The sequence below is a fragment of the Nonomuraea sp. NPDC003727 genome, assembly GCF_053586935.1.
Genome location: NZ_JBSFNE010000005.1, coordinates 428,237 through 455,019 on the forward strand (window position 1 = coordinate 428,237; position 26,783 = coordinate 455,019).

Below are 26,783 nucleotides of genomic sequence, written 5' to 3' on the forward strand. Positions count from 1 at the left end.
CCTCCGCTCATGCCTCCGTCGAAGACCAGGATCCGTCGCAGGACGCTTCGCCAGATTCTGGGTGGCGTCCGGCGGCGGGCTCGGCGTGCGGCAAGCGCTGTCCGGCGCACCTGGCGGCGGTCGCTGCAGCTCCAGGTCATCACCAGCACGCTGGTGATCTCGGTGACCGTGGTGGCGGTGCTCGGCGTCTTCCTGGTCCAGGAGATCAACACCTCGGTGCTCAACGGCCGCAAGCTGTCGGCGGCCAACGAGGCCACCGCCGACCGGGTGGCCATCGCGGCGGCCCTCGACGCCGAGCCCATCGAACCGCCCAAACAGGGCGAGCGCCCGGCGGTCGCCGAGGGCCCGCTCGACGCGGCCGTCAACAGCATCATCGGCACCGGCGAGAACGGCTGGCGCAAGCGCTACCAGCTGCTCGTGCTCAACCCGACCGAACCGGGGCAGTCGCGCGCCACCGGCAGCGTCCTGCCCACCGACGTCCCCGAGGACCTGCGCAACCGGCTCCTCCTCAAGCGCGACAAGGGCGTGCTCAACGACCCCCTGCAGGGCGTCTACCGGCTCAAGTTCGCCCCCAGCACCGAACCGCAGCTCACCCTGGTCGTGGGCGCCTTCATCGACGACGGCTACGAGATCTACCACTTCTTCCCGCTCACCGACGAGGAGTCGCTGCTCTCCATCGTCAGACAGGTGGTCGTGGTCGTGGGCATCGGCCTGGTGCTGCTGCTCGGCGCCATCGCCTCCCTGGTCACCCGCCAGGTGGTGACCCCCGTACGGCTGGCCCGCCAGGCCGCCGAACGCCTCGCCTCCGGGCGCCTCGACGAGCGGCTCAAGGTACGCGGCGAGGACGACCTGGCCCGCCTGGCCACCTCCTTCAACGAGATGGCCGCCAACCTGGCGCTCAAGATCCATCAACTGGAGGAGCTGTCGCAGGTGCAGCGGCAGTTCGTCTCCGACGTCTCGCACGAGCTGCGCACCCCGCTGACGACCGTGCGCATGGCCGCCGACCTGCTCTACGACGCCCGTGAGGACTTCGAGCCGATGGCCGCGCGCTCGGCCGAGCTCATGCAGGCGCAGCTCGAGCGGTTCGAGTCGATGCTGGCCGACCTGCTGGAGATCAGCCGCTACGACGCGGGAGCGGCCACGCTCGACCTCGACTCCACCGATGTGCGCGACGTGGTGCTGCGCGCCGTGGCCGACTCCGAGGCGCTGGCCGAACGGCACGGCACCCGCTTCGAGCTGCGGCTGCCCAGCGAGCCCTGCATGGTCGAGATCGACAGCCGCAGGGTCGAGCGGATCCTGCGCAACCTGCTGTTCAACGCGATCGAGCACGGCGAGGGGCGCGAGATCGTCGTCACGGTGGGCGCCGACCGCGACTCGGCGGCCGTGGCCGTACGGGATCACGGCGTGGGCCTCAAGCCGGGCGAGGAGCAGATGGTCTTCGACCGCTTCTGGCGGGCCGACCCGTCGCGGGCGCGCACCATCGGCGGCACCGGGCTCGGGCTGGCCATCTCGCGCGAGGACGCCATGCTGCACGGAGGCTGGCTGCAGGCGTGGGGCTCGCCCGGGGAGGGCTCGCAGTTCAGGCTCACCCTGCCGCGCACGGCGGGGGCCGAGCTGAAGGGCTCGCCGCTCTCGCTCGTGCCGCCGGAGGTGGAGATGCGGCGGACGTGGCGCGGGCACATCACGCCGGTCCTCTCACCGGTGGTGGGGGAGGGGGTCTTCCATGCGGAGTAGGAGGATCCTGGCCTCCGTGATGGCGGCGAGCGTGATGTGCGGCGGCTCCGCCTGCTCGGTGATCTCGGTGGGCGGCCCGCCCGAGCAGGTCACCCCCGCCGACGCGGCCGACTCGCTGAGCAAGCCGTTCCAGCGCATGGTCGCCACACCGCCCCAGAAGGAGTGGGACGCCGTCAGGACCGTCAAGGGGCTGCAGGCCTCCATGGCCAGCTTCGACGACGTCGAGCAGAAGATCCTGCGCGAGTACCTCACGCCCGAGGCCAAGCGCGCCTGGAAGCCGGACGGTTCGGTCCTCGTCGTCGAGGACAACCCCACCTACCAGCCGGTGGGCGACGACATCGTGCAGCTCGAGGCCACCCAGATCGCCGTCATCCACGACGACGGCTGGTACGAGCCCAAGCGGGAGAAGCTGACCCTGCAGTTCATGGTGGCCAAGACCCCGGACGGCTACCGGGTCGCCAGGCTGAGGAACGGGCTGATGCTGCTCACCGCCGCCGACGTGCGCAGGGCCTACGAGCCGGCCGACATCTACTTCCTCGGCGGGTCCGGCTCGCTGGACGACCCGGGTGCGCTGCCCGTCGTCGACCACGTCTGGCTGCCGATCAACCCCACCAGGTCGCTGGCGGAGACGATCGTCGACAGGCTGCTCGAAGGGCCGAGCGAGTCGCTCGAAGGCGCCGTGTCCACCGCGTTCGAGGGCATCAGCCTCGACCGGATCACGCCCGGCGAGGAGTCGGTCGTGGTCTACCTCGAAGGGCGGTTCAAGCAGGACCCGCCACCGGCCGAGGCGCTGATGAAGCAGCTGCAGTGGAGCCTGCGCGAGGTGACCAAGGGCCGCAGCATCGAGGTGCGGCTCAACGGCGACACCTTCTACGACTCCACCCCGCTGGTCATCGGGCCCAAGGACAACGACGGCTGGCCGCGCCCGCCGGAGAGCAAGGTCTACTTCGTCCAGAACGGCCAGCTGATGTGGCTCGGCGCCAAGGGCGCGGGCCTGGCCGTCCCCGGACCCGTCGGCCAGCTCGGCGAGGAGTACAAGGAGCCCGCGATCGCGCCAGGCCCCCTCGCCAAGGGAGACCCGACCGAGTACGTGGCCGCGCTGAAGAGCGACGGGCGCAGCATCTGGACCAACCGGCTCTCGCCGGAGAGCCAGTGGCAGGAGGCGATCAAGGGCACCGACCTGACGCCGCCGAGCTGGAACTGGAACGGCACGCTGTGGACGGTCGACAGGATCGACGACCACACCTCCTACGTGCTGCGCCACGACAGCTCCAACCACGAGCAGCCGGTGACGCGCGTCGCCGCGCCCGAGCTCAACGGCAAGCGGGTCACCGCGTTCAAGGTGGCGCGGGACGGCACCCGCGTGGCGGCCGTCGTCTCCGACGGCGGCGCGCTGTCGGTCATGGTGGGTGTGATCGCGGGCGACCGGCTCGACCACTTCCAGACGTTGCTGACCACCGGGGAGACCGAGGAGATCAAGGACCTGGCGTGGAGTGACTCCGAGCACCTGATCGCGCTGGTGGGGAGCAGCTCGGGCAGCACGCCGACGGAGATCGACATCAGCAACGGGCAGCTGCGGCAGCTGGCGGCGGACAAGCGGATCACGTCCATCTCGGCCCTGAACGAGCGGCTGGTCGCCGGCACCGACGGCGAGGACGGCGGCAAGGTGCTGGAGCTGGTCCAGGACAAGTGGGTGGACACCAAGGTCCAGGCCGGCACGCAGTCACCGACCTTCCCCCTGGACTGACGCGCTCCTCCGGAGCCGCCGGCATCCGCCCTGACCGGCGGTTCTGCCGGTGCCGGCCTCGACCTTCCACCCCGGAGGCCCGGCCGCCCGCGCCGGGATTCTGTCGGTGCCGGTCTCCATGCTGGACCCCGTGCTGGACCTCCTCCTGCCCACCCGCTGCGTCGGCTGCGACAGGCGCGGCAGCCTGCTGTGCGACGCCTGCCTGGTCGTCGCCCCCGCCCTCCGCGCGCCCCGTCCCGCCCCCGCCGGCCTGCCCGCCTGCTGGTCGGCGACCCTCTACGAGGGCGCGGCCCGCCAGGCGATCCTCCATTACAAGGAGCGCGGCCGTACGGCGCTGGCCGTCCCGCTGGCCCACGCCCTCGCCTTCACCCTGGCCACGGCCGTCCCCGAGGGCGCCCTGGCCGTCGTGCCCGTGCCGAGCGCCGGGCGTGCCGTACGGGCCAGGGGGCACGACCCGGTCCGCCGTCTGGCCGCGCTCGCCGTACGGCAGCTGAGCGGGCTCGGGCGGGAGGTCACTCTCCGCACCGACCTCCGGCACGGCAGGAGGGTCGCCGATCAGGCGGGCCTGAGCGCCGCGCAGCGGGCCGCCAACCTCGCCTCCTCCCTGCGAGCCGACCCCGTGGGTAAAGGCCGCCTGAGCGACCACTCAGGCGCGTCCATGGTCATCGTGGACGACGTCGTCACCACGGGGGCGACGCTCGCGGAGGCGGCCAGAGCGGTACGTGCGACGGGAGCGGAGGTGGCCGCCGCGGTGACCGTCGCCGCGACACGCCGACACGGTCCACCGGATTTCCTCACGGAGGGTAAAGAGAATGCCAAAGCCGTGGGCTCCCCGGTTCGCCACATGTCCCTTCCTTCTGCGCAGCTCATCCGTCTGGAGAGGCAGGTCGAAAGGTGTGTTCAACCGTCAAAGGGGGCATCTTCTACCCCTTGAGGAGCCGAAGAAAATCACGGAAAGTGATCTTTTGGGCGATCCTCAGGCTGACATTCGGTCCTGATGCGGATAGCGTTCTGACATGGCACCCGTTCGGGTCCGTGGTTGCGCAGAGCCGGGGGTCCCGGCTCTGCTAGCCGATGCCAGCCGCAGGCGAAACGGTCCACGTAAAGCGACTTTTTGTCGACTGATCACGGTGCGGCTTAGAGGTAAGTCCTGCCTTCCCGAGGGTCCAGATGTCCCTCGCCAAGAAGAGAAGGGCAGTAGTGGCACGGAGCCGCGAACCCCTCAGCAGGCGGATGTGGGGTCGAAGACCAGGTCGGCCGAACGGGTGCCACTGGAGCCATTGGTGACGACGTGTCGAAAGAGGGTAACGGTGAAACTAGACCACGCCTGGCATGCACGTCGCCGGGCGCTCTGTCTCAGTCGTTAGACGAAGGGGGGCTGTTGCATGGACATCATCGTCAAGGGACGGCACACAGGAGTGAGTGACCGGTTCCGAGACCATGTGACGACCAAGCTGGCCAGGATCGAACGTCTGGACAACAAGCTCATCCGAGTGGATGTGGAGGTGTCGAAGGAGCGCAACCCCCGCCTCGCCGACCAGCGCGAGCGTGTCGAGCTGACCATTCACTCCCGCGGACCGGCGGTCCGCGCCGAGGCCTCGGCCGACGACCGATTCGCCGCCCTCGACCTCGCTCTCGACAAGCTGGAAGGTCGCCTGCGGCGCATCGCCGACCGGCGCAAGGTGCATCACGGCAACCACGCGACCCCTTCCGTGGCGGAGCTGACAGCCGCACTCGCCGATGTGTACGAAGCGACGCCGGAGGCCATACCCGCCCCCGCCCCGGCGGAGTCCGAAGAGGAGTTCCTGCCCGACGACAAGGCCTATGACGACATCGTCCCCATCGAGATGGACGGCGACGGGCCATGTGTCGTCCGGGAGAAGTTCCACAAAGCCGAACCCATGACCATCGACCAGGCCCTCCTCGAGATGGAACTGGTCGGGCACGACTTCTATCTGTTCCGCGACAAGGAGAGCGGCCAGGCGAGCGTCGTCTACAGCCGGCGCGGCTACAACTACGGCGTGTTGCGGCTCGTCGAGCCCTGAACAACGCCAACGAAGATCCTCTCGACCACCCCAGGACCGCAAAAGCCTGGCATCATGGCGGTTCAACGGCTCTGGCCCCCCACGAGGAGGAGACGTGAGCGAGCGCAGCGAGCGAGCCGGGGCGGCGCGCCTCGGCCACGTGAGCGAGCGAGCCATCAGGCAGATGCGGTCCGCTGAGGAGGCCGCATGAGCGACCCGATCCGCGTGATGATCGTTGACGATCACGAGCTGATCAGGCGCAGCCTCGCGCTGGCTTTGGCCGCCGAGGACGACATCGAGGTGGTCGGCGAGGCCAGCGACGGTCAGGAGGCGGTCGAACTCGCCGATCGTCTTCTGCCCGACGTGGTGTTGATGGACGTCAGGATGCCCCGCCAAGGCGGCATCGAGGCGACCCGCGGCATCAAGGCGTCGGTGCCCAGCACGCGGATCATCATGCTGACGGTCAGCGACGAGGAGGAGGACCTCTTCGAGGCCATCAAGGCGGGGGCGACCGGCTACCTGCTCAAGGACGTCCAGATCGACGAGGTGCCCGACGCGGTGCGCGGGGTGTACGAGGGGCAGTCGCTCATCAACCCCGCCATGGCGGCCAAGCTCATCACCGAGTTCGCCAACATGAGCCGCAAGGAGGCCGAGCGGCCGCCGCAGCTGCCCGTACCCCGGTTGACCGACCGGGAGATGGAGGTGCTGCGGCTGGTGGCCAAGGGGATGAACAACCGCGAGATCGCCAAGCAGCTGTTCATCTCCGAGAACACGGTGAAGAACCACGTGCGCAACATCCTGGACAAGCTACAGCTGCACTCCCGGATGGAGGCGGTGGTCTACGCCGTCCGCGAACGCATGCTGGAGATCACCTGAGGCTCCGCCCTCACCCTGCGTGACCAAACGGGGCGCCCCTTTCCGGGGCGCCCCGCTTCGTCCGGGGCTGCCGTCAGCGGGCCGCCCGGCTTCGTCTGGGTCTGCCGTCAGCGGGCCGCCCGGCGCGTCAGCGGAGGTTGGGCAGGGCGAGAGGGAATGCGTCGAGCAGCGGCTTGGCGTGCGCCTCGGAGGTGACCCGCTCCACCCGTACGTCGGTGCACCCCACCCAGCTCGCCGCCGACCAGAGCGCCTCCCGCACCCCCGCCAGGTCGCCCGGCCGCACCCTCGGCGACTCGAACGACACGTGCCTGGCCACGAACGTCTGCCCCTCGCGCGCCGGATCGACCCGCGCGATCAGCTTGCCGCCCGACAGCACCGGCATCGTGAAGTACCCGTGGACCCGCTTCGCCTTGGGGACGTAGAGCTCCAGGGTGTAGTCGAAGCCGAACACCCGCGACGTGCGGCCCCGGTGCCAGATCAGCGAGTCGAACGGCGAGACGAGCGTGGTGCGGTGCCGCCCGCGCGGCTCCGACGCGAGCGCCTCGGGGCTCGCCCACGCGTCGGCGGCCTGCCCGTTCGGCGCCCAGCCGGCCACCTTGACCGGCACCAGCCCGGCCGCGCCGCCGGCCAGAGCCTGGTCGAGCAGCGCGGCGTAGGAGCCCCTCAACCTGAGGAAGTCGATCAGGTCGGCGCGCGTGGCCACGCCGAGGGAGGCGCCGGCGACGGCGGCCAGCCGTACGACGCACTCCTCGTCGGTGAGCTCCTGCCCGAGCAGGTCGGCGGGGACGGCACGCTCGGCCAGGTCGTAGACCCTGCGCCAGCCGACGCGCCTGGTGCAGACGAGCTCGCCGATGTCGAGCAGCCACTCGAGCGCGATCTTCGAGTCGGACCAGTCCCACCATTCGGCGCTCTTCTTGGCGCCGCCGATGTCGGAGGTGGTGACCGGGCCGCTGTCGCGCACCTGGTGAAGGACCTTCTCGTAGTCGGCGGGCACCTCGTGCCAGCGCTGCCGGCGCGCGCGGTAGGCGCGGCGGCGGAAGCCGTACAGCGGCCAGTGCTCGATCGGCAGGATGCAGGCGGCGTGGCACCAGTACTCGAAGCTGCGGGCGGGGTTGTGCCAGTAGGCGCGCTCGACGGTGGTCCTGCCGACGGCGCCCAGCCTGCCGTAGGCGACCAGTTCGTGGGAGCGGGCCAGGACGGAGACCGTGTCGAGCTGGACGGCGCCCAGCCTGCGCAGCATCCCCTGCACGCCGCCGCGCCTTCCCTCGGCGCCCAGGAAACCCTGGGCGCGCAGGATCAGGCGGCGCGCGTCGTCGGCGCTCAGCTCGGTCATGTCGTGGATCCGGGGGTACGGCACAGCATGCCGCGATCGTAACGGCGGGCACCGACAGAAAACCGCGCCCGGGGGACCGCGGCGCCGTTCACCCGTCGCGCCACGGATCGCCACCACGACCGGCGCCTCGACATGGACCGCCCCGGCCTCCACCGGTCAGGGGCACGTCCACCGGTCAGAGGGCACGTCCACCGGTCAGCGAGCACGTCCACCGGTCAGCGGGCACGTCCACCGGTCAGGGGGCACGTCTGCCGGTCAGCGAGCACGTCCACCGGCCGGGGATGCACGTCTGCCGGTCAGGGAAACGCCGGTCGGGAGGTGTCCGCGCGGGGTGACCACCCGCCGCACAACGGTCGGCCGGCACCGGCACCGGCACCGGCACCGGCACCGGCACCGGCGTCGGCATCGGCGTCGGGCGGACGCCGGGGGCGACGCCCGGGTCCGGTCCTGGAACGGCGACGGCGGGCGGCGGGGTCTGGATCCCCTGCCGCCCGCCGTCGGCGGAGTTCGTCAGCGATGGTCCTCGGCGCGCATGCCGACACGGGGCGCGTCGATGACGACGTCGGAGAAGATGTCGAAGACAAGGGCGAGGACCCCGCCGAGCACGAAGATCCCGACACCGACCCAGACGATCATCCAGTTGGCTGTCGTCAGGCCGACACCGCCCACGGTGAACCCGGCCAGCATGATGCTGACCGCCAGCCACGAGGACGCCCGTCCGGCGTGGTTGCCAAGGTTGTGACCATCTGCCATGGCCTATCCCTCCTGAAGATGTTTCCCGCCGAGCCATGTCAATGGTGCGAGATCAAACCAGATCGGCATACGCTCTGCCGAAAGACCATTCTCCCAGACGGGTGTTGCGGCCTCCTAGTCGCGGTGGCTGTGTCTGGTGGCGGAACCGCCTACGATGGCCATGGGGAAGTTTGTCTCAGCCTCTCCTCCTGGCGGCCGCCGGGGTAGACCTGCGAGGAGCTTTACACAAAGTGCCAGCCATTCTCGACAAGATTCTGCGCGCCGGCGAGGGCAAGGTCCTGCGCAAGCTCAAGCGGATCGCCGACCAGGTCAACTCCATCGAGGACGACTTCAAGAGCCTGTCCGACGCGGAGTTGCGCGCGCTTACGGACGAGTTCAAGCAGCGACACGCCGATGGGGAGTCGCTCGACGATCTGTTGCCCGAGGCTTTCGCCGCGGTGCGGGAGGCGGCGCGGCGCGTGCTCGGCCAGCGCCCGTACGACGTCCAGATCATGGGCGGCGCCAACCTTCACCTGGGCAACATCTCCGAGATGAAGACCGGTGAGGGCAAGACCCTGACCTGCGTGCTGCCCAGCTACCTTAACGCGCTGACCGGCAAGGGCGTCCACGTCATCACGGTCAACGACTACCTGGCCCAGCGTGACGCGGAGAAGATGGGGCGGATCCACCGCTTCCTCGGCCTCGAGACCGGGGTGATCATCGCGGGGCAGAGCCCCGAGGAGCGGCGCAAGATGTACGCCGCCGACATCACCTACGGCACCAACAACGAGTTCGGCTTCGACTACCTGCGCGACAACATGGCCTGGTCGCTGGACGAGTGCGTCCAGCGCGGCCACAACTTCGCGATCGTCGACGAGGTCGACTCCATCCTCATCGACGAGGCACGTACGCCGCTGATCATCTCGGGTCCCGGCGAGCAGTCGGGCAAGTGGTACACCGAGTTCGCCAAGATCGTGCCGCGCCTCCGCAGGGGCGTCGAGGCCAAGAACCCGGGCGAGCCCAGCACCGGCGACTACGTCGTCGACGAGAAGAAGCGCACCGTCGGCGTGCTCGAGTCCGGCGTGGAGAAGGTCGAGGACTGGCTCGGCATCGACAACCTCTACAAGCCCGAGCACACCCACCTGGTCGGCTTCCTCAACAACGCGTTGAAGGCCAAGGAGCTCTACAAGAAGGACAAGGACTACATCGTCGCCGACGGCGAGGTCCTCATCGTCGACGAGTTCACCGGCCGAGTCCTGCACGGGCGCCGCTACAACGAGGGCATGCACCAGGCCATCGAGGCCAAGGAGGGGGTGAAGATCAAGGACGAGAACCAGACGCTCGCCACGATCACCCTCCAGAACTACTTCCGTCTCTACAGCAAGCTCGCCGGCATGACCGGCACCGCGGCCACCGAGGCGAACGAGTTCCACCAGACCTACAAGCTCGGCGTGGTCCCGATCCCGACCAACCGGCCGATGATCCGCAAGGACCAGTCCGACCTCATCTACCGCACCGAGGACGCCAAGTTCACCGCGGTCGTCGAGGACATCAAGGAGCGCTACGCCGCCGGCCAGCCGGTCCTGGTCGGCACCACCTCGGTCGAGAAGTCCGAGCGGCTGTCGAAGATGCTGACCCGCCAGGGCGTCAAGCACGAGGTGCTCAACGCGAAGAACCACGCGCGTGAGGCGTCGATCGTCGCCGAGGCGGGCCGCAAGCACGCCGTGACCGTGGCCACCAACATGGCCGGTCGAGGCACCGACATCATGCTCGGTGGCAACCCCGAGTTCCGCGCCGACACCGAGCTGCGCCAGCGCGGCCTCGACCCCGTCGAGACGCCGGAGGAGTACGAGAAGTCCTACGCCGAGGCGCTGGAGAAGGCCAAGCAGGCGGTCAAGACCGAGCACGAGGAGGTCACCGAGCTCGGCGGCCTCTACGTCCTCGGCACCGAGCGTCACGAGTCGCGGCGCATCGACAACCAGCTGCGCGGCCGTTCCGGACGTCAGGGCGACCCCGGCGAGTCGCGCTTCTACCTCTCGCTCGGCGACGACCTCATGCGGCTGTTCAACTCGCCGCGCGTCGAGGCGATCATGGTCAGGATGAACATCCCCGACGACCAGCCGATCGAGTCGGGCATCGTCACCAAGGCCGTCGCCTCCGCCCAGCACCAGGTCGAGCAGCAGAACTTCGAGATCCGCAAGAACGTTCTGAAGTACGACGAGGTCATGAACCGGCAGCGCAAGGTGATCTACGCCGAGCGCCACCGGGTGCTGGAGGGCGCCGACCTGCACGAGCAGGTCCGCGGCTTCGTCACCGACGTGATCGACGAGTACGTCGGCGCCGCCACGGCCGAGGGCTTCTCCGAGGAGTGGGACCTCGACAAGCTGTGGAAGGCGTTCGGCGAGCTGTACCCGATCTCGATCAGCCTCGAGGACGTCGTCGAGGGGGCGGGCGGCCGCGAGGAGCTGTCGGCCGACGTGCTCCGCGACAAGATCAAGACCGACGCCCTCGCCGCCTACGACCGGCGCGAGGAGGAGCTCGGCTCCGAGGCCATGCGCGAGCTGGAGCGGCGCGTCATCCTGTCGGTCCTCGACCGCAAGTGGCGCGAGCACCTCTACGAGATGGACTACCTCCAGGAGGGCATCGGCCTGCGCGCCATGGCGCAGCGCGACCCCCTGATCGAGTACCAGCGCGAGGGCTTCGAGATGTTCTCCGCGATGCTCGACGGCATCAAGGAGGAGTCGGTCGGCTACCTGTTCAACCTCGAGGTCGAGGTGCAGGAGAACCCGATCGTCGAGGAGTCGGCGGAGATCGCCGAGACCCGGTCGATCATCGCGCGTGGCCTGCGCGGGCCGCAGCGGCCGACCGAGCTGGAGTACACCGCTCCCGGTGAGGCGGGCGAGGTCGAGCACACCAAGGTCCGCACGACGGCCGCCGAGCGTGCCGCCTACGGCAACGTGGAGCGCAACGCGCCGTGCCCGTGCGGGTCGGGCAAGAAGTACAAGCGCTGCCACGGCGACCCGAAGCACGTCGAGGCGTAGCGGCCGGCGTTTCGAGGCCCCGTCCCCACGTGGGGGCGGGGCCTTTCGCATGCGGCCCACCGACCGCACACCGGAGGGGTAGCGGAAGCGCGGGTCGGTTCCGACGTGATGCCGAGGGCACGGTACTGCCGGGGCGCCGGGGTCCTTACCGGGCGGCGGCCTGCGGGGAGCGGCAGGTTCCGGGGTGGTGGGCTGCGGGGGGCGGCAGATTCCGGGGTGGTGGGCTGCGGGGGGGCGGCAGATTCCGGGGTGGTGGGCTGCGGGGGGCGGCAGATTCCGGAGTGGTGGGCTGCGGGGAGCGGCAGATTCCGGTGGTGGGCTGCGGGGGCGCCGGGTTCTGGGGGGTGGCTGAGGAAGCGGGGGCAGGTCGGGTGTGGAGGGTCGTCGGTGGGGTAGTGGCGCGGGGCGTCGGTAGAGGGCGGTACGGCGGGCGGGGAGGCCCGCCGTACCGGCGTGTCCGGCGGTTTCGGACTACCGGGGTGTCAGGCGGTCTCGAAGTCGGTGCACAGCCACTGGACACCGCGCCGTTCCAGCCGGAGCGCCAGCACGTGGCTGCGTTCGCCGCAGTGCACCAGCAGGCACATCTCCACCACCCCTTCCCCGGGCTGCGTCACGCGGGGGACGCCCGCGAACGGCCGGCCGCCGGTGGTGATCATCTTTCCGGCGCGGACGAGTTCGGCGTAGGCCCGTTCGGTGAGCCGGTCGCTGACCGTTTCGGGTGGCCGGCGGCCGGCCAGGATCTCGGCGAGCGCCTGGCCGAGGTGGCGCAGGTGGCGCTCGTCGGGGATGGAGCCGGGCGGCCCCCAGACCAACGGGAGCGGGTCGGGGGCGAGGGCGAGCGACCCCTGGGTGGTGGGCTCCGGACCGTGGTGCTCCCCGTCGTACGGCGGGTCGGGGACGGGGGTGAGGGTGACGCGGGGGAGCGGAGCGGGACGCAGCCGTGATGCCATGAAACCTCCAACCTCATGCGGGAGAACGTCGGTATAAGGAGTTTTCGGTCCCAAGCCCAGATACATCAGTCGCCAACTTTTCCGCTTCTCCCGATCTTTTTGCGGGGATCAACGAAGAAGATCACGACGAGTTGGATCGGTTGGTCACCAGCCTGTCGTGCATTTCGGCGGACGCGCATGGCGTGCCTGCCGTTCCGAATCCATTCCGGCCGGTATTTGGCACCGATTGCCGGCCCGTCGAATGTCAGCGAGCGGGCTGCTCGGTGTCCTCGTCGGGCTCCCGGCCCGGGGTGAGGATGTCGAACTTGCGTATCAGGAAGCTGAAGAGCGCGTAGTACAGGACGAAGTAGACCAGCCCGATCGCGATGATCAGGACCAGGTTGTGGGTGTTCGACTTGGTGGCGTTGAGCAGCATGTCGATGCCGCCCGCCGAGAAGCTGAATCCGAGGCGGGTGTCCAGCGTCGCGAGCAGGGCCATGGAGACCCCGGTGAGCAGCGCGTGCAGGACGAACAGCAGCGGCGCCACGAAGATGAACGCGAACTCCACCGGCTCGGTGATCCCGGTGACGAACGCGGTGAGGGCGGCGCCGACCATGATGGAGCCCACCGCCGCCCGCTTGTGCGAGGGCGCCGCCCGCCAGATCGCCAGCGCCGCACCGGGGACGCCGAACATCAGCACCGGGAAGAAGCCGGTCATGAAGATCCCCGCGCCCTGCTGGCCGATGGCGTAGCACTTGAGGTCGCCCGCGGCGTGCACGCCGTTCACCGTGCACTCGGGGATGACGGTCCAGACGATCGAGTTGATGAAGTGGTGCAGGCCGAGCGGGATGAGCAGGCGGTTGGCCACGCCGTAGACGCCCGCGCCGACGGTGGAATGGGTGGCCAGCCAGTCGCCGAAGGCGGTCAGCGCGGTGCCGATGGGCGGCCAGATGATGCCGAACACGACGCCGAGCCCGAGAGCGGCGACGGCGGTGATGATGGGGACGAACCGTCTGCCGCCGAAGAAGGCCAGCCAGGTGGGCAGCTTGATCCGGTAGTAGCGCTGCCAGAGCACCGCGGCCACCAGGCCGATCACGATGCCGCCGAGGACGCCCGTCGGCTGGGCGGAGGCGGCCTGGTTGATGACCGTGCTGTGGTCCTGGAGGGTGAGGGTGACCTTGGCCCTGACCGCCTCGCTGGTGGAGTAGAAGAACATGCGGCGGGTGACCTGGTCGAACACCAGGTAGCCGACGACGGCGGCCAGCGCGGTCGAGCCGTCGGCGCGCTTGGCGAACCCGATGGCGACGCCGACCGCGAACAGCAGCGGCAGGTTGTCGAAGAGCGCGCCGCCGGCGGCGGCGAAGATGACGGCCACCTTGTCGACGAAGGCGTTGTCGGTACGGCCGAGCAGGTCGTCCTGGCCGAAGCGGAGCAGCAGGCCGGCGGCCGGCAGGACGGCGATGGGCAGCATGAGGGATCGGCCGATCCGCTGCAGCACGGCGAGGACGGCCGACCAGAAGGACGTGCGGCCGTCGGCGGTCGTTTCGCTCATCCCGACACCCCCGGCAGATCGTCACGGGGGATGCGGGGTATCTACCACGCCCCGTCCTGCGGAAACGCCTTCCGCAGGGCGGCGGGCGCGCGGCCGGCGCCCGGGCGGGATGGCCCGAGGACGGCGGGTCCCGAGGGGTGGGTCATGGCCTGTGGCGGGTCTCGGGCGGGGATTCCCGAGGGCGACAGGTCATGAGGACGACAGGTCATGAGGGCGACGGGTCATGAGGGGCGGGCATAGGGGGTGGGTCATGGCGTGTGGGGCTCGGACGGGGGGCCAGGGGTGGGTGGGGAGGAGGGGACGGTGGCGGTCTCGCCGGAGTCGATGTCCACCTCCGGCTCCCGTCCCGGCGTCATGATGTCCAGCCGCCTGATCAGGAAGCTGAACACCACGTAGTAGACCGCCCCGTAGATCACCCCGATGACCAGGATCCCGATCACGTTGTTCGTGTTGGACTTGCCGGCGTTCAGCAGCATGTCGAGCAGCCCGGCCGAGAAGCCGAACCCGAGCTGCCCGCCGACCAGCGTCGTCACCGCCATCGCGATCCCGGTCAGTACCGCGTGGACGACGAGCAGCACCGGCGCGACGAAGATGAACGCGAACTCGATCGGCTCGGTGATGCCGGTGACGAACGAGGCGAGCGCCGCCGAGAGCATGATGCCGCCGACCGCGGTCCGCTTGCCCGGCAGCGCGGCGCGCCAGATGGCCAGGGCCGCGGCGGGCAGCGCGAACATCATGACGGGGAAGAATCCGGCCATGAACTCGCCCGCGCCGGGGTCGCCGCCGAAGTAGCAGTTCCAGTCGCCGGCGAAGGTGCGCCCGCCGACCTGGCACTCGGGGACGACGTACCAGACGATCGAGTTGACGAAGTGGTGCAGGCCGAGCGGTACCAGCAGCCGGTTGAAGAACCCGTACAGGCCGGTGCCGAGGGCTCCCGCGTCGGCCAGCGCCCGGCCCGCCTGGCCGATCCACTCGCCGAGCACCGGCCAGATCCAGCCGATGAGCACGCCGATCAGCAGCGCCGCGATCGAGGTGATGATCGGCACGAAGCGCCGCCCACCGAAGAAGGCCAGCCACGAGGGCAGCTTGATCCGGTAGAAGCGCTGCCAGAGCACCGCGGTGACCAGCCCGATCAGGATGCCGCCGAGCACCTTGGTCGGGTTCTGGATGCCGTAGTTGATGATCTCCTTGATCCCCTGGCTCTCCGCCTGGCGGATCATGACGGTGTCCCTGATGGCGGACTCGAAGAACATCACCTTGGTGACGCGGTCGAAGACCAGGTAGCCGACCACGGCGGCCAGGGCGGTGGAGCCGTCGGCCTTGCGGGCGAACCCGATGGCCACGCCGACCGCGAACAGCAGCGGCAGGTTCTCGAACAGGGCGGCTCCGGCGGCGTCGAGCACCTCGGCGACGTGGGTCATCCACGCGAAGGCCGCCACGTCGGCCAGTCCTCCGGGTTCGGCGCCGTTGGCGCCCAGCATGTCGGGCTGGCCGAAGCGCTGCAGGAGCGCGGCGGCGGGCAGGGCGGTGATGGGGAGCATGAGCGAGCGGCCCATGCGCTGGAGCACGGCCATGAAGCGGGCGAACGGCGAAGGGATCGCGGCGGACTCGGTCACCGGGAGTTCCTCCGGAGTGTGGGGGGTAAGGACCAGGCCCGGCCGGGGGACCTGGCGGGGCGGGGTGACGAGCAGGACCCAAGCATGCCGTACCCCCTGCGAGCCGGTCAGCCGCGACGGGCGGGGATCTCCAGGACGGTGCGCAACTGGTACCGATCGGCCCGGTAGGTGGACACGCCCAGCTCGGCGCAGACCCCACCGGAGAAGGAGCGGCGTTGCAGCAGCAGCACCGCCCCGCCACGGGGCAGCTTCAGCAGGTCGGCGTCGCTGGGGTCGGCGATCCCTCCGTCGATGGTCAGCTCGCCGGCGTCCATCACGATGCCGTAGCGCGCCTCGAGCAGCTGGTAGAGCGACTTGCCCGTCAGGTCGTGGTCGGCCAGGTCGGGCGCCAGCGAGACGGGGATGTGGGCGCGCTCGATCGACAACGGCTCGCCGTCGGCGGTGCGCAGCCGTTCGATGAAGTGGACCTCCTCGCCCGGCTGGATGCCGAGTTCCTTCGCCAGGTGGGCGCTCGCGCGCACGATGCGCCGGTCGAGGTCGCGGGAGCCCGGTTCGAGGCCGCGGGCGCGCATGTCGTTGGTGAAGGAGGTGAGCTGGAGCGCCAGCTCGATCTTCGGCCTGGCGACGAAGGTGCCCTTCCCGGGCACCCTGTGCAGCCGGCCCTCCGAGACCAGGTGGTCGACGGCCTGGCGGACGGTCATCCGCGACAGGCCGAAACGCTGGCAGAGCTCGCGCTCGGACGGGATCGCCGCGCCGATGCTCAGCTCGTTGCTGTCGATGAGATCCAGCAGGATCTCGCGGAGCTGGAAGTACTTGGGCACCGGGCTGTCCGGATCGATGTGCGCCACGGATCCTCCCCTCGATCTGACCTGGGCGATGAGTTATGGTTCGTACTGGTCTAGTCCGGACTAGACCACATGCCGGAACAGCCAGTCAAGCGATGGGGACACGATGACCACGAAGATGCGCAGCGAGATCGCCGAGCAACCGGCCGCGTTGCGGGCCACCCTGGACTCATTGCTTCCCCGGGTCGACGAGGTGAAGGCGCTCGGCGAGCAGACCAGGCAGCTGCTGTTCATCGCGCGCGGCACCTCCGACAACGCCGCAGTCTACGGCCGTTATCTCATCGAGTCGCACGCCGGACGCCTGTCCGCCCTCGCCGCGCCGTCGATCGCCACCACCTACCGGCGCAAGCTCGACCTCGACGGCGTGCTGGCCGTCGCCATCTCCCAGTCCGGCAGGACGGAGGAGATCGTCGAGACGCTGGCCTGGGCCAAGGACTGCGGCGCCAAGACCGTCGGCATCACCAACGGCGGCGAGGACAGCCCGCTCGCCCAGGCGGCCGACATCGCCCTGGTGACGCTGGCCGGCGAGGAGAAGGCGGTGCCCGCCACCAAGACCTACACCACGCAGCTCGCGGCGCTGGCCGTTCTCGCGCTGGGGCTCGGCGCGGAGGTCGACGCCGCCGACCTGCAGCGGGTGCCGGAGGCGGTGGAGAAGCTGATCGCCGAGCCGGGCGACCTGGAGGCGGTCGTCGAGGGTCTGGCCGACAAGCCGGGCGTGGTCGTCTCGGGGCGCGGCATGGCCTTCTCGACCGCTCTGGAGACCGCGCTGAAGCTCAAGGAGGCCTGCTACCTGCACGCCATGGGCCTGTCCTACGCCGACCTGCTGCACGGCCCGATCGCGGTGGTGGACGAGGACACCCCCGCGCTGCTGGTCGCCGCCGAGAACAGCCCGACGCTGGCCGGTACGGTCGCCCTGGCCGAGCGCGTGGTCGGCGCGGGCGCGGCGGCCTACACCGTGGGCGGCGGCCAGGCGCTGGCCCAGGCGGGTACGGCCGCGCTGAACGGCCCCGACCTGCCCGAGTGGGTGGCCCCGATGGGCCTGATCGTCCCCGGTCAGCTCCTCACCGAGGCGCTGGCCCGGCGCCTCGGGATCGACCCCGACGCCCCGCGCGGGCTCAACAAGGTCACCCAGACCGACTGATCGCTCGCGGTCGCCCACTCATGAGAAACCTGGCCGCCGGACTGCCGGCACGGCGCTGAGCCGCGCAAAGAAACGGTCTGCGGGCTGATGGCCGCTTTCTCATGAGTAGCCTGGTCAGACAGACGTATCGACGAGGGAGGACCACATGGCGGCGGACGCTGACGCGATCATCGCCGGGCTCGGTGGTGCGGCCAACATCATCGAGATCGAGCCGTGCATCACGCGGCTGCGCACCGAGGTGCACGACGCCTCCAAAGTCGACCAGGCGGCGCTGAAGGCAGCGGGGGCCCACGGAGTGATGGCCGCGGGAAACGTCGTCCAGGTCGTGGTCGGTCCCGAAGCCGACACGATCGCCAGCGACATCGAGGACATCATCGGCTAGGTCGCCGGCGGCGGGGTTCTCCCGCCGCCGGCGCTCTGGTTCAGGGGGGACCAATGACCAGCGTTCTCGCCCCGGTCGAGGGGGCCGCGGTCGGCCTGGGCGCCGTGCCCGATCCGGTGTTCTCGGCGGGCATGGTCGGGCCCGGTGCGGCGATCGACCCGGCGCGCGGGCCAGGGAAGGCCGTCGCCCCGATCGGTGGAAAGATCTTGAAGCTGCATCCGCACGCCTACGTCATCGTGGGCGACGACGGCAGGGGCGTGCTGGTGCACCTGGGCATCGACACCGTGCAGCTGAAGGGGGAGGGCTTCCGGCTGCTCGTGGCCGAGGGCGACCGGGTCGACGCGGGCCAGCCGGTCGTGGCGTGGGACCCGGCCGTCATCGAGGCGGGCGGCCGCTCCCCGGTCTGCCCGGTGGTCGCGCTGGACGCGCGGGCCGAGGCGGTGACCGTCGTCGCCCAGGGCCCCGTCCACGTCGGTGACGAGCTGTTCCAATGGGCGTAGGGACCGCGCCGCGCCGTCCGGCGCACGACGTCCTCGGGGGCGCCGCGCCGTCCGCCCGACCCACCTCCCGGCGGTTCGCGGCGATTGCGTAGTCTTCGAGGATCCGGTGGCGGGGATAGCCGCGGCCAAGGCGGCGGGTATGAGAGGGATGGCGGTGGCCACCCGCCCACGCCGGCGAGGACCTGGCCGGCGCCGATCGATCGGCCGGCCGCTGTTTCGTGAGTCCAGCTGGTCTGGACCGGCACACCTAGGAGGAGCCCCGATGGCCGAGCGCAAGGTGACCGTCGAAGCGGAGGTAGGGCTGCACGCCCGTCCCGCGGCGACGTTCGTGACGGCGGCGGCGAAGGCCCCCATCGACGTCACCGTGGGCAGGCTCGGCGGCGAGCCCGTCAACGCCAAGAGCATCCTGATGGTGATGGGCCTCGACGTCCGTCAGGGCGAGATGATCGTGATCAAGGCCGACGGGGAAGGCGCGGAGCAGCTCGTGGACGAGCTGGCCGCGATCGCATCGGCGCCATGACCATCTCGGGGGTGGGGGTCAGTCCCGGCATCGGGCAGGGCCCTGTCTACGTGCTGACCGTCTCGGTGCCCGAACCCCCCGAGGGCGCCACCTACGAGGGAGAGGCGGATCAGGAGAAGGCGCGGGCCCACGCCGCGCTGGAACAGGTCGCCGGCGAGCTGGAGGCGCGCGGCGTCAAGGCGGGCGGCGAGGCCAAGGACGTGCTCGCCGCCCAGGCGCTGATGGCCCGCGACCCCGGCCTGGCCATCGGCGTCGACGCGCTGATCGAGACCGGGACGGCCGCGCCCAGGGCCGTCTACGAGTCCTTCGGCAAGTACCGCGACCTGCTCGTCGCCGCGGGCGGCTACATGGGCCAGCGGGTGGTCGACGTCGAGGACGTCAGGGACCGGACGATCGCCGTGCTCACCGGGCATCCGGTGCCCGGCGTGCCGACGACGGCGGCCGAGCCGTACGTGCTGGTGGCGCGGGACCTGGCGCCCGCGGACACGGTGCTGCTGACCAGGGACGTGGTCGCCGCCTTCGTGACCGAGCAGGGCGGCCCCACCAGCCACACCGCGATCCTGGCGCGCGCGATGGGCCTGCCCGCGGTCGTGGCGGCGCGCGGCGCGACCGCGCTGCGCCCCGGCGTGCGCGTGCTCGTCGACGGCGGCCTCGGTACGGTCACCGTCGAGCCCAGCGAGCAGCAGGTGGCCGACGCCCGGCGCCTGTCGGCGGCCAGGGCGCGAGCGCTCGACGCGGCGACCGGCCCCGGCAGGACGGCCGACGGGCACCCGGTGCCGCTGCTGGCCAACATCGGCGGGCCCGCGGACGTGCAGGCGGCCGTGGACAGCGGCGCCGAGGGGGTCGGCCTGTACCGGACGGAGTTCCTGTTCCTCGACAGGGCCAGCCCGCCCACGCGCGAGCAGCAGCGCGACGCCTACCGGGCGGTGCTCGAGGCCTTCCCGCAGGGCAAGGTCGTGGTCCGCACGCTCGACGCCGGCGCCGACAAGCCGCTCGCCTTCCTGCCGGCCACCGGCCGCGAGCCCAACCCGGCGCTCGGGCTGCGAGGGCTGCGGATGTTCAGGGCCTTCCCCGAGGTGATGACGGACCAGCTCCAGGCGCTCGCCGACGCGGGCGCGGGGATGTCCGACCGGCTCCAGGTGATGGCACCCATGGTGTCCACCGTCGATGAGGCCACCTGGTTCGTCCACGAGTGCACGGTCAAGGGGCTCGGCTCGGTCGGGGTGATGATCGAGGTCCCGGCCGCCGCGCTGCGCTCGAAGGACCTGGCCGCCACGGTCGGCTTCCTGTCGATCGGCACCAACGACCTGGCCCAGTACGCCTTCGCCGCCGACCGGCAGGTCGGAGCGCTGAGCGCGCTGCAGGACCCGTGGCATCCGGCGCTCCTCGACCTGATCGCGGCGGCGGTCGGCGACCACGGCGTGCCGTGCGGGGTGTGCGGCGAGGCGGCGGCCGATCCGGCGCTGGCATGCGTGCTGGTGGGGCTGGGGGCGGCCACGCTGTCGATGAGCCCGGCGGCGCTGCCGGCCGTACGGGCGGGGCTGGCCGCGCACTCGCTGGCCCAGTGCCGCAGGGCGGCCGCGATGGCGCGGGGGCAGGTGACGGCCGCCGGCGCCAGGAACGCGGCCCGCGCGGCGCTGCCCGGCCTGGCCGACCTCGGCCTGTGATCCCGTCCCGCCGGTGAGCGACGGGCGGCCGACGCGCGGCGGGACCGGAGCGGCCCGGCCGCCCGGCCGCCCGGCCGCCGCGTCGGTGGCCCTCGCGAGGGTGCGGGGCCGTTGCGGCGGCGGCCGTCGCGCGGGAGGTGTGGGGCCGTTGGGTCGGCGTGACACCGGCGGGCCGGATAGCTTGGGGGGCATGGTGAGAGGCATCCGTACCGCAGGCGTCCTGGCGATAGCGACCTCCCTCGCGGCGTGCGCGAGCTCGGCGGGCGCCGCGGGCTCGGCGCCCCAGATGCCTCCACCAGCGGCGAAACCGTCCACGCAGGCCCCCGCCACGCCCCCGGCGGCCACAGAGGCCGGCACCGCGGCAGGCACCGAGACCGCCGGGGCGGGCGCCGTCCAGCGGGTGCTGGCCCGGATGAGCCTCGAGGAGAAGGTCGGCCAGCTGTTCATGCCGGTCCTCCACGGCACCACCGCCGACAGCGCCTCCGACGGCAACCAGAACGCCTTCGGCGCCGCCACCCCCGCCCGGGTGGTCGCCAAGTACCACCTGGGCGGCGTGATCCTCTTCCCGGAGAACATCAAGAGCGTCTCCCAGGTCGTCTCCCTGACCAACGGCCTGCAGAAGGCCTCGAAGGGTGTGCCGCTGCTCATCGGCACCGACCAGGAGAACGGCCTGGTGTCCAGGATGTCCGCGCTGGTCACCGACCTGCCGGGGGCGTCGGTCGTGGGCGCCACCCGTAACACCGGCCTGGCCCGCAAGGCCGCGGCGGCGACCGGCGCCGAACTGAAGGCGCTCGGCGTGAACCTCGACTTCGCGCCCGTGGCCGACGTCAACCTCGACCCCAGGAACCCGGTCATCGGCAAGCGGGCCTTCGGCGACGACCCGGCCCGCGTCGCGCGGATGGTCGCCGCGTCGGTGAAGGGCTTCCACGACGCGGGCGTCGCCGCGACGGCCAAGCACTTCCCCGGCCACGGCGACACGCGCATCGACAGCCACACCGGCCTGCCGCTGATCAAGCACACCAAGGCGCAGTGGGCGACGATGGACGCCCCGCCGTTCAAGGCGGCGATCGGCGCGGACGTCGACGCGATCATGAGCGCCCACATCGTCATGCCCGCGCTCGACCCCTCGGGCGACCCCGCCACCCTGTCCAAGCCGATCCTGACCGGGCTGCTGCGCGACAGGCTGGGCTTCGACGGCGTCGTCTCCACCGACGCGCTCAACATGGCGGGCGTCAGGAAGAAGTACGACGACGGCGAGGTCGCCGTGCGGGCCGTCCTGGCCGGGGCGGACCTGCTGCTCATGCCGCCCGACTTCGCCAAGGCCCACGGCGCGGTCATGGCGGCGGTGAAGTCGGGCCGCATCTCGCGGCAGCGTCTCGACCAGTCGGTGACCAGGCTGCTGGAGCTGCGCCGGAAGCGCGGCTTCCTGGAGAAGGCGCCGGTCGCCTCGGTCGCGGCGGCCGCCGACGTGCTGCGCTCGGCCGAGCACCGCAGGCTGGCCGCCACGATCGTCCGCGCGAGCCGTTAGTCGCGTTCGTGGAGTCCGGCGAACCGGTCAGCGTGGTTCACCGGACTCCTCTGGTGGCTCAGCGGTCGCCCTCGATCGCGTCCCCGATGAACATCGCCGCCAGCAGGGTGAACAGGAACGCCTGCAGGAACATGATGAACAGCTCGAGGGCGGTCACCAGGACCGTCATCACCACGCCGAGGAGACCGACGACCGAGCCCGCCGGGGTGAACTGCTCGAACGGCTCCATTCAGGGGATATAGGCTGCTCCTCATGGTCAAGGGAGTCCTGATCGACTGGGGTGGCGTGCTCACCACGAGCATGTCCGAGGCGGTCGCCGGCTGGATCGCGGCCGACCGCCTCGACGGCGACCATTACCGGGCGGTCATGCGCGAGCTGCTGCTGCAGGAGAGCGTCGTGCACGCCCTCGAGCGCGGCGAGATCAGCGCCGCCGACTTCGAGCGCGACCTCGCGGCCAGGCTCCGCACCATCGACGGCACCTCGCCCGTGGCCGAAGGGCTCCTCTCCCGGATGTTCCTCGGCTTCCAGCGGGTCGACGCGATGTACGACATGCTGCTGCGGGTGCGCGGAGCGGGGATCAAGACCTGCCTGCTGTCCAACTCGTGGGCCAACGAGTACCCGCGCGACGGCTGGGACGAGGTCTTCGACGCGGTCGTCATCTCCGGCGAGATCGGCATGCGCAAGCCCGAGCCGCGCATCTTCGAGCACGCCCTCGACCTCATCGGGCTGCGCGGCCCCGAATGCGTCTTCATCGACGACTTCGAGATCAACATCGTCGCCGCCCGGGAGCTCGGCATCGGCGTCATCCACCACACCACCCCCGACACGACGATCGCCGAGCTGGAGACGCTGCTGCGGCTGCCCCTGCGATGATGGTCCCCCTAACGTCGTGAAAGGTTCCCGATGCGCGTATACCTGCCGAGCACCCTTCCCGCGCTTGCCAGGGCGGCGGCCGAAGGGCAGCTCGGCCCCGCCCCGCTGACCGGCTACGCGGTCACTCCCGCGCTGACCGAGTGGTACGCCTCGGGGGACACCGAAGAGCTGGAGTACGTGGCGCTGACCGACGCCGCCCGCGCCTCCCTGCGCATGCTCGCCGCCGACCGCGCCGACGGCGTGGCCGCCGCCCCCCGCCGGGTCGTCGTGGCGGCCGAGGTCCCCGACGCGACCCTGTCCATGAGCGCCGACCTGGAGGAGCGGGCCAGGGTACGGCTGGCCGAAGCGGTGCCGATGGCCAAGGTGGCCGCCGTGCACGTCGACGACGTCTCCGCCGCCGCCGACATCGAGGCCGCCATCGCCGCCCTGCCCGCCGCCGACGGCGGGGACAACGACGCCTTGTTCGTCGTCGACGGCGCGGAGGCGCACGAGCTCATGTGGTACGCCACCCAGGAAATCCCCGACCTGCTGGCCTGATGCCCGACAATAGGGGCATGACGCAGCACATCGTCTGGGACTGGAACGGCACCCTCTTCCACGACATCGATGCCGTCGTCGGCGCGACGAACGAGGTCTTCAAGCCTTACGGCCTGCCGATGATGACCGCCGACGGATTCCGTTCCGTCTACACGCGACCCATCTGGCTGGCCTACGAGCGGTTGCTGGGCCGCCCGTTGCGCGAGGGCGAGTGGGACGTGCTCGACAAGGGCTTCCACGACAACTACTTCCGGCTCATGACCGCCTGCGGTCTGGCCGCCGACGCCGAGGCGTCGCTGCGGAGCTGGACCGGCACCCAGTCGCTGTGCTCGATGGCGCCGCACGACCACCTGGTGCCGACCGTCACCTCGTTCGGCATCGACATGCACTTCGCCAGGGTCGACGGGCTCACCGGCACCACGGGCGGGGAGAAGGCCGAGCACATGGCCGGCCACATCGCCGCCATCCAGGTCGACCCCGCCGAGGTGCTCGTCATCGGCGACAGCGTCGACGACGGCATGGCGGCCACCCACGTGGGCGCCAGGGCGGTGCTCTACACCGGCGGCATGACGCCCCGCAAGGAGCTGGAGGCGACCGGCTGGCCCGTGGTCGACACCCTGACCGAAGCGCTCAAGCACGCCTGAAACCGGGCCGCTGAGCCGTACCCTGGGCATGGACTTCAGGGAGGCCGCCATCAACCGCCTTGTGCTGTGGAACGTCGATCTCACGCTGGTCGACGTCGCGATCGTCACCAGGGATGCGTACGCCGAGGCGTTCCGCCAGGTCACCGGGCGCCCGCTGGTCAAGCTCGCCCCCGCCATGGGCAGGCCCGACTCCGAGATCGTCTTCGAGACGCTCGCCGTCAACGGCATCGTCGCCGAGGACGACCACCTGCCCAGGTTCCTGGCCGCGCTCGCGGTCGCGTTCGCCGACCGGCGCAAGCGGCTGGCCAAGGAGGGCCGGACGATGCCCGGCGCCAAGGACGCCCTGAAGGCGGTCTCCCGGCTCGACGGGGTCGTCCAGTCGGTGCTGACGGGCACCATCAGGGGCAACGCCGTGCACAAGCTCAAGGCGTTCGGGCTCGACAAGTACGTCGACTTCGACCTCGGCGGCTACGGCGAGGAGGTCTACCCCAAGGCGACGCTGCTCCAGGTCGCCCAGGGCAGGGCGAAGCAGCGCCACGGCACGCCGTTCACCGCGGCGAACACCGTGCTGATCGGCGATTCCACCCGCGACGTGCAGGCGGCGCGGATCGGCGGCGCGGCGATGGTGGCGATCGCGTCGGGACGGTCGACGGCGGCCGAGCTCAGGGAGGCGGGGGCCGACATCGTGCTGCCCGACCTGTCGAACGCGTCGGAGGTCGTGGCCGCGGTGGCGAGCCTGACCTCGCCGGTCGACCGCAAGGCGGGCTGACCCGGGCACCGTGAGGCGGGCTGACCCGGGCACCACGCGCGGCCGGCCGGGAACGGCAAGGCGGGCTGACCCGGGCACCGCGCGGGCCGGCCCGGGGAACGGAAAGCGGGCTCATCCGGCGGTCGCGGGGACACCCTTGACGCCGTTTTTCACCGCAGCGGCGATTCGGGCGAATCGATCACGCGGTAGAACCACCGAGGCGGCTCCGTGGCCGCCGTCTCCCCTCGACCCACCACATGCCATCGAGGAGGAGATCTGTCATGCGTTCCACCCGCGCCGTCCTGCGCACCATCGTCACCATGGCGGCCGTCGGACTGCTGGGCCTGGCCGTCGCGCCCGCCGCCCACGCCGCCCCCAAGGACCCCGAGCACTGCACCCTGGTGAGCTGCCACGACCTGGCGGAGGCGATCGACAACGAGATCCGCGCGTGGCTCCGTCCGTACCTGCCCCTGCTCCCGCCGGACGAGCCGGGCAGGACGAGCGTGCAGGCCTCGTGGTCGTCGTCCGACGCCCGCGCGGACGCCACGCCGTAGCCGATCCCATGGCATCGGCCGGGCACCGCGGGTACGCACCCCGCAGCGGTGCCCGGCCGATCGTCCTAGCGTACGAATCTCACGTCCGGGTGGTCGGGCGACTCGCCGCGCAGCAGCGGGCGCGTCCGGTGCTTGAGCGACTGGTCGAAGAAGGCGCCCAGGTAGGCGCGCTGGGCGGCGACGCTGCGCGTGGGGTCGACCGTCCCGATGCGCTTGGCGCGGACCTCCGGCACGACGTCCAGCCGCTCGTCGAGCTGCGGCAGGAACGACTGCAGGTCGGTGAAGCTGTAGTGCATGGCCTCCGGCATCGACAGGTCGCGCTTCCAGCCGGAGGACCGCTCCCAGAACGACTTCCACGACGGCGAGGTCAGGTGGCTCCTGCCCTGGCCGTCGCGGGTGCTGCCGGGTGAGCCCATCAGCAGGAACGGGCGGGCGGTGCCCTCGACGGCGGCGCGCGTGGGGGCACGGCCGTCGACGTCGTAGGCGAGCCAGCCGTCCAGGTCGGCGCCGGCGTCGACGCGTCCGTCGGCGACCATCACCTCCGCCGCGGTGTCCCCGCCGAAGGAGTGGCCGAACATGCCCACCCTCGACAGGTCCATCGCCCGCGCGAGGCCGTCCAGGGTAGGCAGCCGATCCAGGACGAACCGGATGTCGCGCAGCCTGGTCTCCATCCTCGCGCGCAGGCCCTGCGACGGCTTGGCGACCTCCAGCCGGCCGCCGGGGAACTCGACGACGGGCGCCTCGTGGGTGTGGTCCACGGTCACCACGACGTACCCCCTGCTGGCCAGGTCCTCGACGGTGGCGGTCCCGAGCGCGCGCAGCGAGCCCGCGCCGGGGGAGTAGAGCACCACCGGCCACCGGCCCTTCGGCCGCGCGTCCTGGCGGGCGTGGGTGCGGACCGCGGCCCAGTCCACCTGCCCCGGCCGCAGGCCCATGGCCGGGGCGCCCTGGTCGAAGTATCCGGCCGCGCCGGCCCGCAGGTACGGCGCCCGCGGTTCCGCCCCGGGCCCGGCCGGATACCACACGCTCACCATCAGCTCCCGGTCACGCTCCGCGTCCACCAGGTGGACCTCGCGTACGCCGATCTCGTGCGCTCCCGTGGGGTCGGGAAGCTCGAAGGTCACCTTGGCGGGGGAGGCGGTGTCGGCCCGCGCCGTACCGGCGGGAACGGTCAGCAGGGCGGTGGTGGTGAGCAGGGCGGTCATCGTGTTTCGCATGGCCCCAATCTGGCCGCCGGACCCACGCCGGCACCTCTGCCGT

25 protein-coding genes are annotated in these 26,783 nt (G+C 71.0%); 17 read left to right on the forward strand and 8 right to left on the reverse strand.

From position 1 onward, the window contains the following. The first annotated feature begins 9 nt into the window (after positions 1-9). From mtrB to ACWDLG_RS16180, 5 genes are all read left to right on the forward strand, one after another. A complete protein-coding gene (gene mtrB / locus ACWDLG_RS16160) occupies positions 10-1,734 on the forward strand; it encodes an MtrAB system histidine kinase MtrB (protein WP_449920458.1) in 1,725 nt (574 codons plus the stop codon). Then, positions 1,724-3,481 carry an LpqB family beta-propeller domain-containing protein gene (locus ACWDLG_RS16165; protein WP_449920461.1) on the forward strand — a complete coding sequence of 586 codons (1,758 nt, stop codon included), beginning with the start codon at positions 1,724-1,726 and terminating at the stop codon, positions 3,479-3,481. Before mtrB ends, ACWDLG_RS16165 begins: the two co-directional genes overlap by 11 nt. Before the next feature lie 130 nt (positions 3,482-3,611). Further along, positions 3,612-4,415, forward strand: a complete 804-nt coding sequence (locus tag ACWDLG_RS16170; RefSeq protein WP_449920463.1) for a ComF family protein — start codon at positions 3,612-3,614, stop codon at positions 4,413-4,415. Between the two features lie 451 nt (positions 4,416-4,866). Next, on the forward strand, positions 4,867-5,526 hold the full coding sequence (gene hpf, locus ACWDLG_RS16175) for a ribosome hibernation-promoting factor, HPF/YfiA family (RefSeq protein ID WP_354911157.1): 660 nt from the start codon (positions 4,867-4,869) through the stop codon (positions 5,524-5,526). A gap of 186 nt (positions 5,527-5,712) precedes the next feature. After that, positions 5,713-6,381, forward strand: a complete 669-nt coding sequence (locus tag ACWDLG_RS16180) for a response regulator transcription factor (RefSeq protein WP_354911159.1) — start codon at positions 5,713-5,715, stop codon at positions 6,379-6,381. A 127-nt stretch (positions 6,382-6,508) separates the two neighbouring features. Here ACWDLG_RS16180 and ACWDLG_RS16185 read toward each other — a convergent pair whose 3' ends face one another. Then, complete coding sequence (locus ACWDLG_RS16185) at positions 6,509-7,714, reverse strand: winged helix-turn-helix domain-containing protein (RefSeq protein ID WP_449920467.1); 1,206 nt, start codon at positions 7,712-7,714, stop codon at positions 6,509-6,511. A 510-nt stretch (positions 7,715-8,224) separates the two neighbouring features. Continuing rightward, complete coding sequence (locus ACWDLG_RS16190; RefSeq protein ID WP_449920468.1) at positions 8,225-8,467, reverse strand: HGxxPAAW family protein; 243 nt, start codon at positions 8,465-8,467, stop codon at positions 8,225-8,227. Between the two features lie 230 nt (positions 8,468-8,697). Between ACWDLG_RS16190 and secA the strand changes: the two genes are divergently transcribed. Further along, on the forward strand, positions 8,698-11,487 hold the full coding sequence (gene secA / locus ACWDLG_RS16195) for a preprotein translocase subunit SecA (protein WP_354911168.1): 2,790 nt from the start codon (positions 8,698-8,700) through the stop codon (positions 11,485-11,487). A gap of 482 nt (positions 11,488-11,969) precedes the next feature. Here secA and ACWDLG_RS16200 read toward each other — a convergent pair whose 3' ends face one another. The 4 genes from ACWDLG_RS16200 to ACWDLG_RS16215 form a co-directional block, all read right to left on the reverse strand. Next, complete coding sequence (locus tag ACWDLG_RS16200; protein WP_449920472.1) at positions 11,970-12,437, reverse strand: Rv3235 family protein; 468 nt, start codon at positions 12,435-12,437, stop codon at positions 11,970-11,972. 244 nt (positions 12,438-12,681) lie between these two features. Beyond that, on the reverse strand, positions 12,682-13,968 hold the full coding sequence (locus ACWDLG_RS16205; RefSeq protein ID WP_449920474.1) for a PTS transporter subunit EIIC: 1,287 nt from the start codon (positions 13,966-13,968) through the stop codon (positions 12,682-12,684). Between the two features lie 248 nt (positions 13,969-14,216). Then, the gene (locus tag ACWDLG_RS16210) at positions 14,217-15,584 is read right to left on the reverse strand and encodes a PTS transporter subunit EIIC (RefSeq protein ID WP_449920477.1); all 1,368 of its coding nucleotides are present in this window, start codon (positions 15,582-15,584) and stop codon (positions 14,217-14,219) included. Between the two features lie 107 nt (positions 15,585-15,691). Then, complete coding sequence (locus ACWDLG_RS16215; protein WP_354911176.1) at positions 15,692-16,432, reverse strand: GntR family transcriptional regulator; 741 nt, start codon at positions 16,430-16,432, stop codon at positions 15,692-15,694. A 103-nt stretch (positions 16,433-16,535) separates the two neighbouring features. On the opposite strand from ACWDLG_RS16215, the gene ACWDLG_RS16220 reads away from it, so the two are divergent. From ACWDLG_RS16220 to ACWDLG_RS16245, 6 genes are all read left to right on the forward strand, one after another. After that, positions 16,536-17,570 carry an SIS domain-containing protein gene (locus tag ACWDLG_RS16220; RefSeq protein WP_449920480.1) on the forward strand — a complete coding sequence of 345 codons (1,035 nt, stop codon included), beginning with the start codon at positions 16,536-16,538 and terminating at the stop codon, positions 17,568-17,570. Between the two features lie 145 nt (positions 17,571-17,715). Continuing rightward, positions 17,716-17,952: a glucose PTS transporter subunit EIIB gene (locus tag ACWDLG_RS16225; RefSeq protein ID WP_449920482.1), complete on the forward strand. Its 237-nt coding sequence runs from the start codon at positions 17,716-17,718 to the stop codon at positions 17,950-17,952. 53 nt (positions 17,953-18,005) lie between these two features. Beyond that, a complete protein-coding gene (locus tag ACWDLG_RS16230; RefSeq protein ID WP_354911182.1) occupies positions 18,006-18,452 on the forward strand; it encodes a PTS sugar transporter subunit IIA in 447 nt (148 codons plus the stop codon). 262 nt (positions 18,453-18,714) lie between these two features. Then, on the forward strand, positions 18,715-18,972 hold the full coding sequence (locus tag ACWDLG_RS16235) for an HPr family phosphocarrier protein (protein WP_449920484.1): 258 nt from the start codon (positions 18,715-18,717) through the stop codon (positions 18,970-18,972). Further along, on the forward strand, positions 18,969-20,639 hold the full coding sequence (ptsP, locus tag ACWDLG_RS16240) for a phosphoenolpyruvate--protein phosphotransferase (RefSeq protein ID WP_449920486.1): 1,671 nt from the start codon (positions 18,969-18,971) through the stop codon (positions 20,637-20,639). Before ACWDLG_RS16235 ends, ptsP begins: the two co-directional genes overlap by 4 nt. A 190-nt stretch (positions 20,640-20,829) precedes the next feature. After that, a complete protein-coding gene (locus tag ACWDLG_RS16245; protein ID WP_449920487.1) occupies positions 20,830-22,167 on the forward strand; it encodes a glycoside hydrolase family 3 protein in 1,338 nt (445 codons plus the stop codon). 58 nt (positions 22,168-22,225) lie between these two features. On the opposite strand, the gene ACWDLG_RS16250 is transcribed toward ACWDLG_RS16245, so the two are convergent. Continuing rightward, positions 22,226-22,396, reverse strand: a complete 171-nt coding sequence (locus ACWDLG_RS16250; protein WP_449920489.1) for a hypothetical protein — start codon at positions 22,394-22,396, stop codon at positions 22,226-22,228. Between the two features lie 23 nt (positions 22,397-22,419). Between ACWDLG_RS16250 and ACWDLG_RS16255 the strand changes: the two genes are divergently transcribed. The 5 genes from ACWDLG_RS16255 (at position 22,420) to ACWDLG_RS16275 (ending at position 25,523) form a co-directional block, all read left to right on the forward strand. Further along, a complete protein-coding gene (locus ACWDLG_RS16255; protein ID WP_354911194.1) occupies positions 22,420-23,040 on the forward strand; it encodes an HAD family hydrolase in 621 nt (206 codons plus the stop codon). Between the two features lie 30 nt (positions 23,041-23,070). Further along, entirely contained in the window at positions 23,071-23,577 is a 507-nt protein-coding gene (locus ACWDLG_RS16260; RefSeq protein WP_449920493.1) for a DUF6912 family protein, read from the forward strand. A gap of 17 nt (positions 23,578-23,594) precedes the next feature. Next, a complete protein-coding gene (locus ACWDLG_RS16265; RefSeq protein WP_449920496.1) occupies positions 23,595-24,221 on the forward strand; it encodes an HAD family hydrolase in 627 nt (208 codons plus the stop codon). Positions 24,222-24,249: 28 nt separating this feature from the next. Continuing rightward, positions 24,250-24,990 carry an HAD family hydrolase gene (locus ACWDLG_RS16270; protein ID WP_354911200.1) on the forward strand — a complete coding sequence of 247 codons (741 nt, stop codon included), beginning with the start codon at positions 24,250-24,252 and terminating at the stop codon, positions 24,988-24,990. Positions 24,991-25,250: 260 nt separating this feature from the next. After that, entirely contained in the window at positions 25,251-25,523 is a 273-nt protein-coding gene (locus ACWDLG_RS16275; protein ID WP_449920498.1) for a hypothetical protein, read from the forward strand. A 65-nt stretch (positions 25,524-25,588) separates the two neighbouring features. Here ACWDLG_RS16275 and ACWDLG_RS16280 read toward each other — a convergent pair whose 3' ends face one another. Further along, on the reverse strand, positions 25,589-26,740 hold the full coding sequence (locus ACWDLG_RS16280) for an alpha/beta hydrolase family protein (RefSeq protein WP_449920501.1): 1,152 nt from the start codon (positions 26,738-26,740) through the stop codon (positions 25,589-25,591). Positions 26,741-26,783: the final 43 nt, after the last annotated feature.

Excerpts from the sequence above, each read along its gene's own strand:
- mtrB (WP_449920458.1), top strand. The coding sequence starts at position 10 with ATGCCTCCGTCGAAGACCAGGATCCGTCGCAGGACGCTTCGCCAGATT.
- ACWDLG_RS16165 (WP_449920461.1), top strand. The coding sequence starts at position 1,724 with ATGCGGAGTAGGAGGATCCTGGCCTCCGTGATGGCGGCGAGCGTGATG.
- hpf (WP_354911157.1), top strand. The coding sequence starts at position 4,867 with ATGGACATCATCGTCAAGGGACGGCACACAGGAGTGAGTGACCGGTTC.
- ACWDLG_RS16180 (WP_354911159.1), top strand. The coding sequence starts at position 5,713 with ATGAGCGACCCGATCCGCGTGATGATCGTTGACGATCACGAGCTGATC.
- ACWDLG_RS16185 (WP_449920467.1), bottom strand. The coding sequence starts at position 7,714 with ATGACCGAGCTGAGCGCCGACGACGCGCGCCGCCTGATCCTGCGCGCC.
- ACWDLG_RS16190 (WP_449920468.1), bottom strand. The coding sequence starts at position 8,467 with ATGGCAGATGGTCACAACCTTGGCAACCACGCCGGACGGGCGTCCTCG.
- ACWDLG_RS16200 (WP_449920472.1), bottom strand. The coding sequence starts at position 12,437 with ATGGCATCACGGCTGCGTCCCGCTCCGCTCCCCCGCGTCACCCTCACC.
- ACWDLG_RS16205 (WP_449920474.1), bottom strand. The coding sequence starts at position 13,968 with ATGAGCGAAACGACCGCCGACGGCCGCACGTCCTTCTGGTCGGCCGTC.
- ACWDLG_RS16220 (WP_449920480.1), top strand. The coding sequence starts at position 16,536 with ATGACCACGAAGATGCGCAGCGAGATCGCCGAGCAACCGGCCGCGTTG.
- ACWDLG_RS16225 (WP_449920482.1), top strand. The coding sequence starts at position 17,716 with ATGGCGGCGGACGCTGACGCGATCATCGCCGGGCTCGGTGGTGCGGCC.
- ACWDLG_RS16230 (WP_354911182.1), top strand. The coding sequence starts at position 18,006 with ATGACCAGCGTTCTCGCCCCGGTCGAGGGGGCCGCGGTCGGCCTGGGC.
- ACWDLG_RS16235 (WP_449920484.1), top strand. The coding sequence starts at position 18,715 with ATGGCCGAGCGCAAGGTGACCGTCGAAGCGGAGGTAGGGCTGCACGCC.
- ptsP (WP_449920486.1), top strand. The coding sequence starts at position 18,969 with ATGACCATCTCGGGGGTGGGGGTCAGTCCCGGCATCGGGCAGGGCCCT.
- ACWDLG_RS16245 (WP_449920487.1), top strand. The coding sequence starts at position 20,830 with ATGGTGAGAGGCATCCGTACCGCAGGCGTCCTGGCGATAGCGACCTCC.
- ACWDLG_RS16250 (WP_449920489.1), bottom strand. The coding sequence starts at position 22,396 with ATGGAGCCGTTCGAGCAGTTCACCCCGGCGGGCTCGGTCGTCGGTCTC.
- ACWDLG_RS16255 (WP_354911194.1), top strand. The coding sequence starts at position 22,420 with ATGGTCAAGGGAGTCCTGATCGACTGGGGTGGCGTGCTCACCACGAGC.
- ACWDLG_RS16260 (WP_449920493.1), top strand. The coding sequence starts at position 23,071 with ATGCGCGTATACCTGCCGAGCACCCTTCCCGCGCTTGCCAGGGCGGCG.
- ACWDLG_RS16265 (WP_449920496.1), top strand. The coding sequence starts at position 23,595 with ATGACGCAGCACATCGTCTGGGACTGGAACGGCACCCTCTTCCACGAC.
- ACWDLG_RS16270 (WP_354911200.1), top strand. The coding sequence starts at position 24,250 with ATGGACTTCAGGGAGGCCGCCATCAACCGCCTTGTGCTGTGGAACGTC.
- ACWDLG_RS16275 (WP_449920498.1), top strand. The coding sequence starts at position 25,251 with ATGCGTTCCACCCGCGCCGTCCTGCGCACCATCGTCACCATGGCGGCC.
- ACWDLG_RS16280 (WP_449920501.1), bottom strand. The coding sequence starts at position 26,740 with ATGCGAAACACGATGACCGCCCTGCTCACCACCACCGCCCTGCTGACC.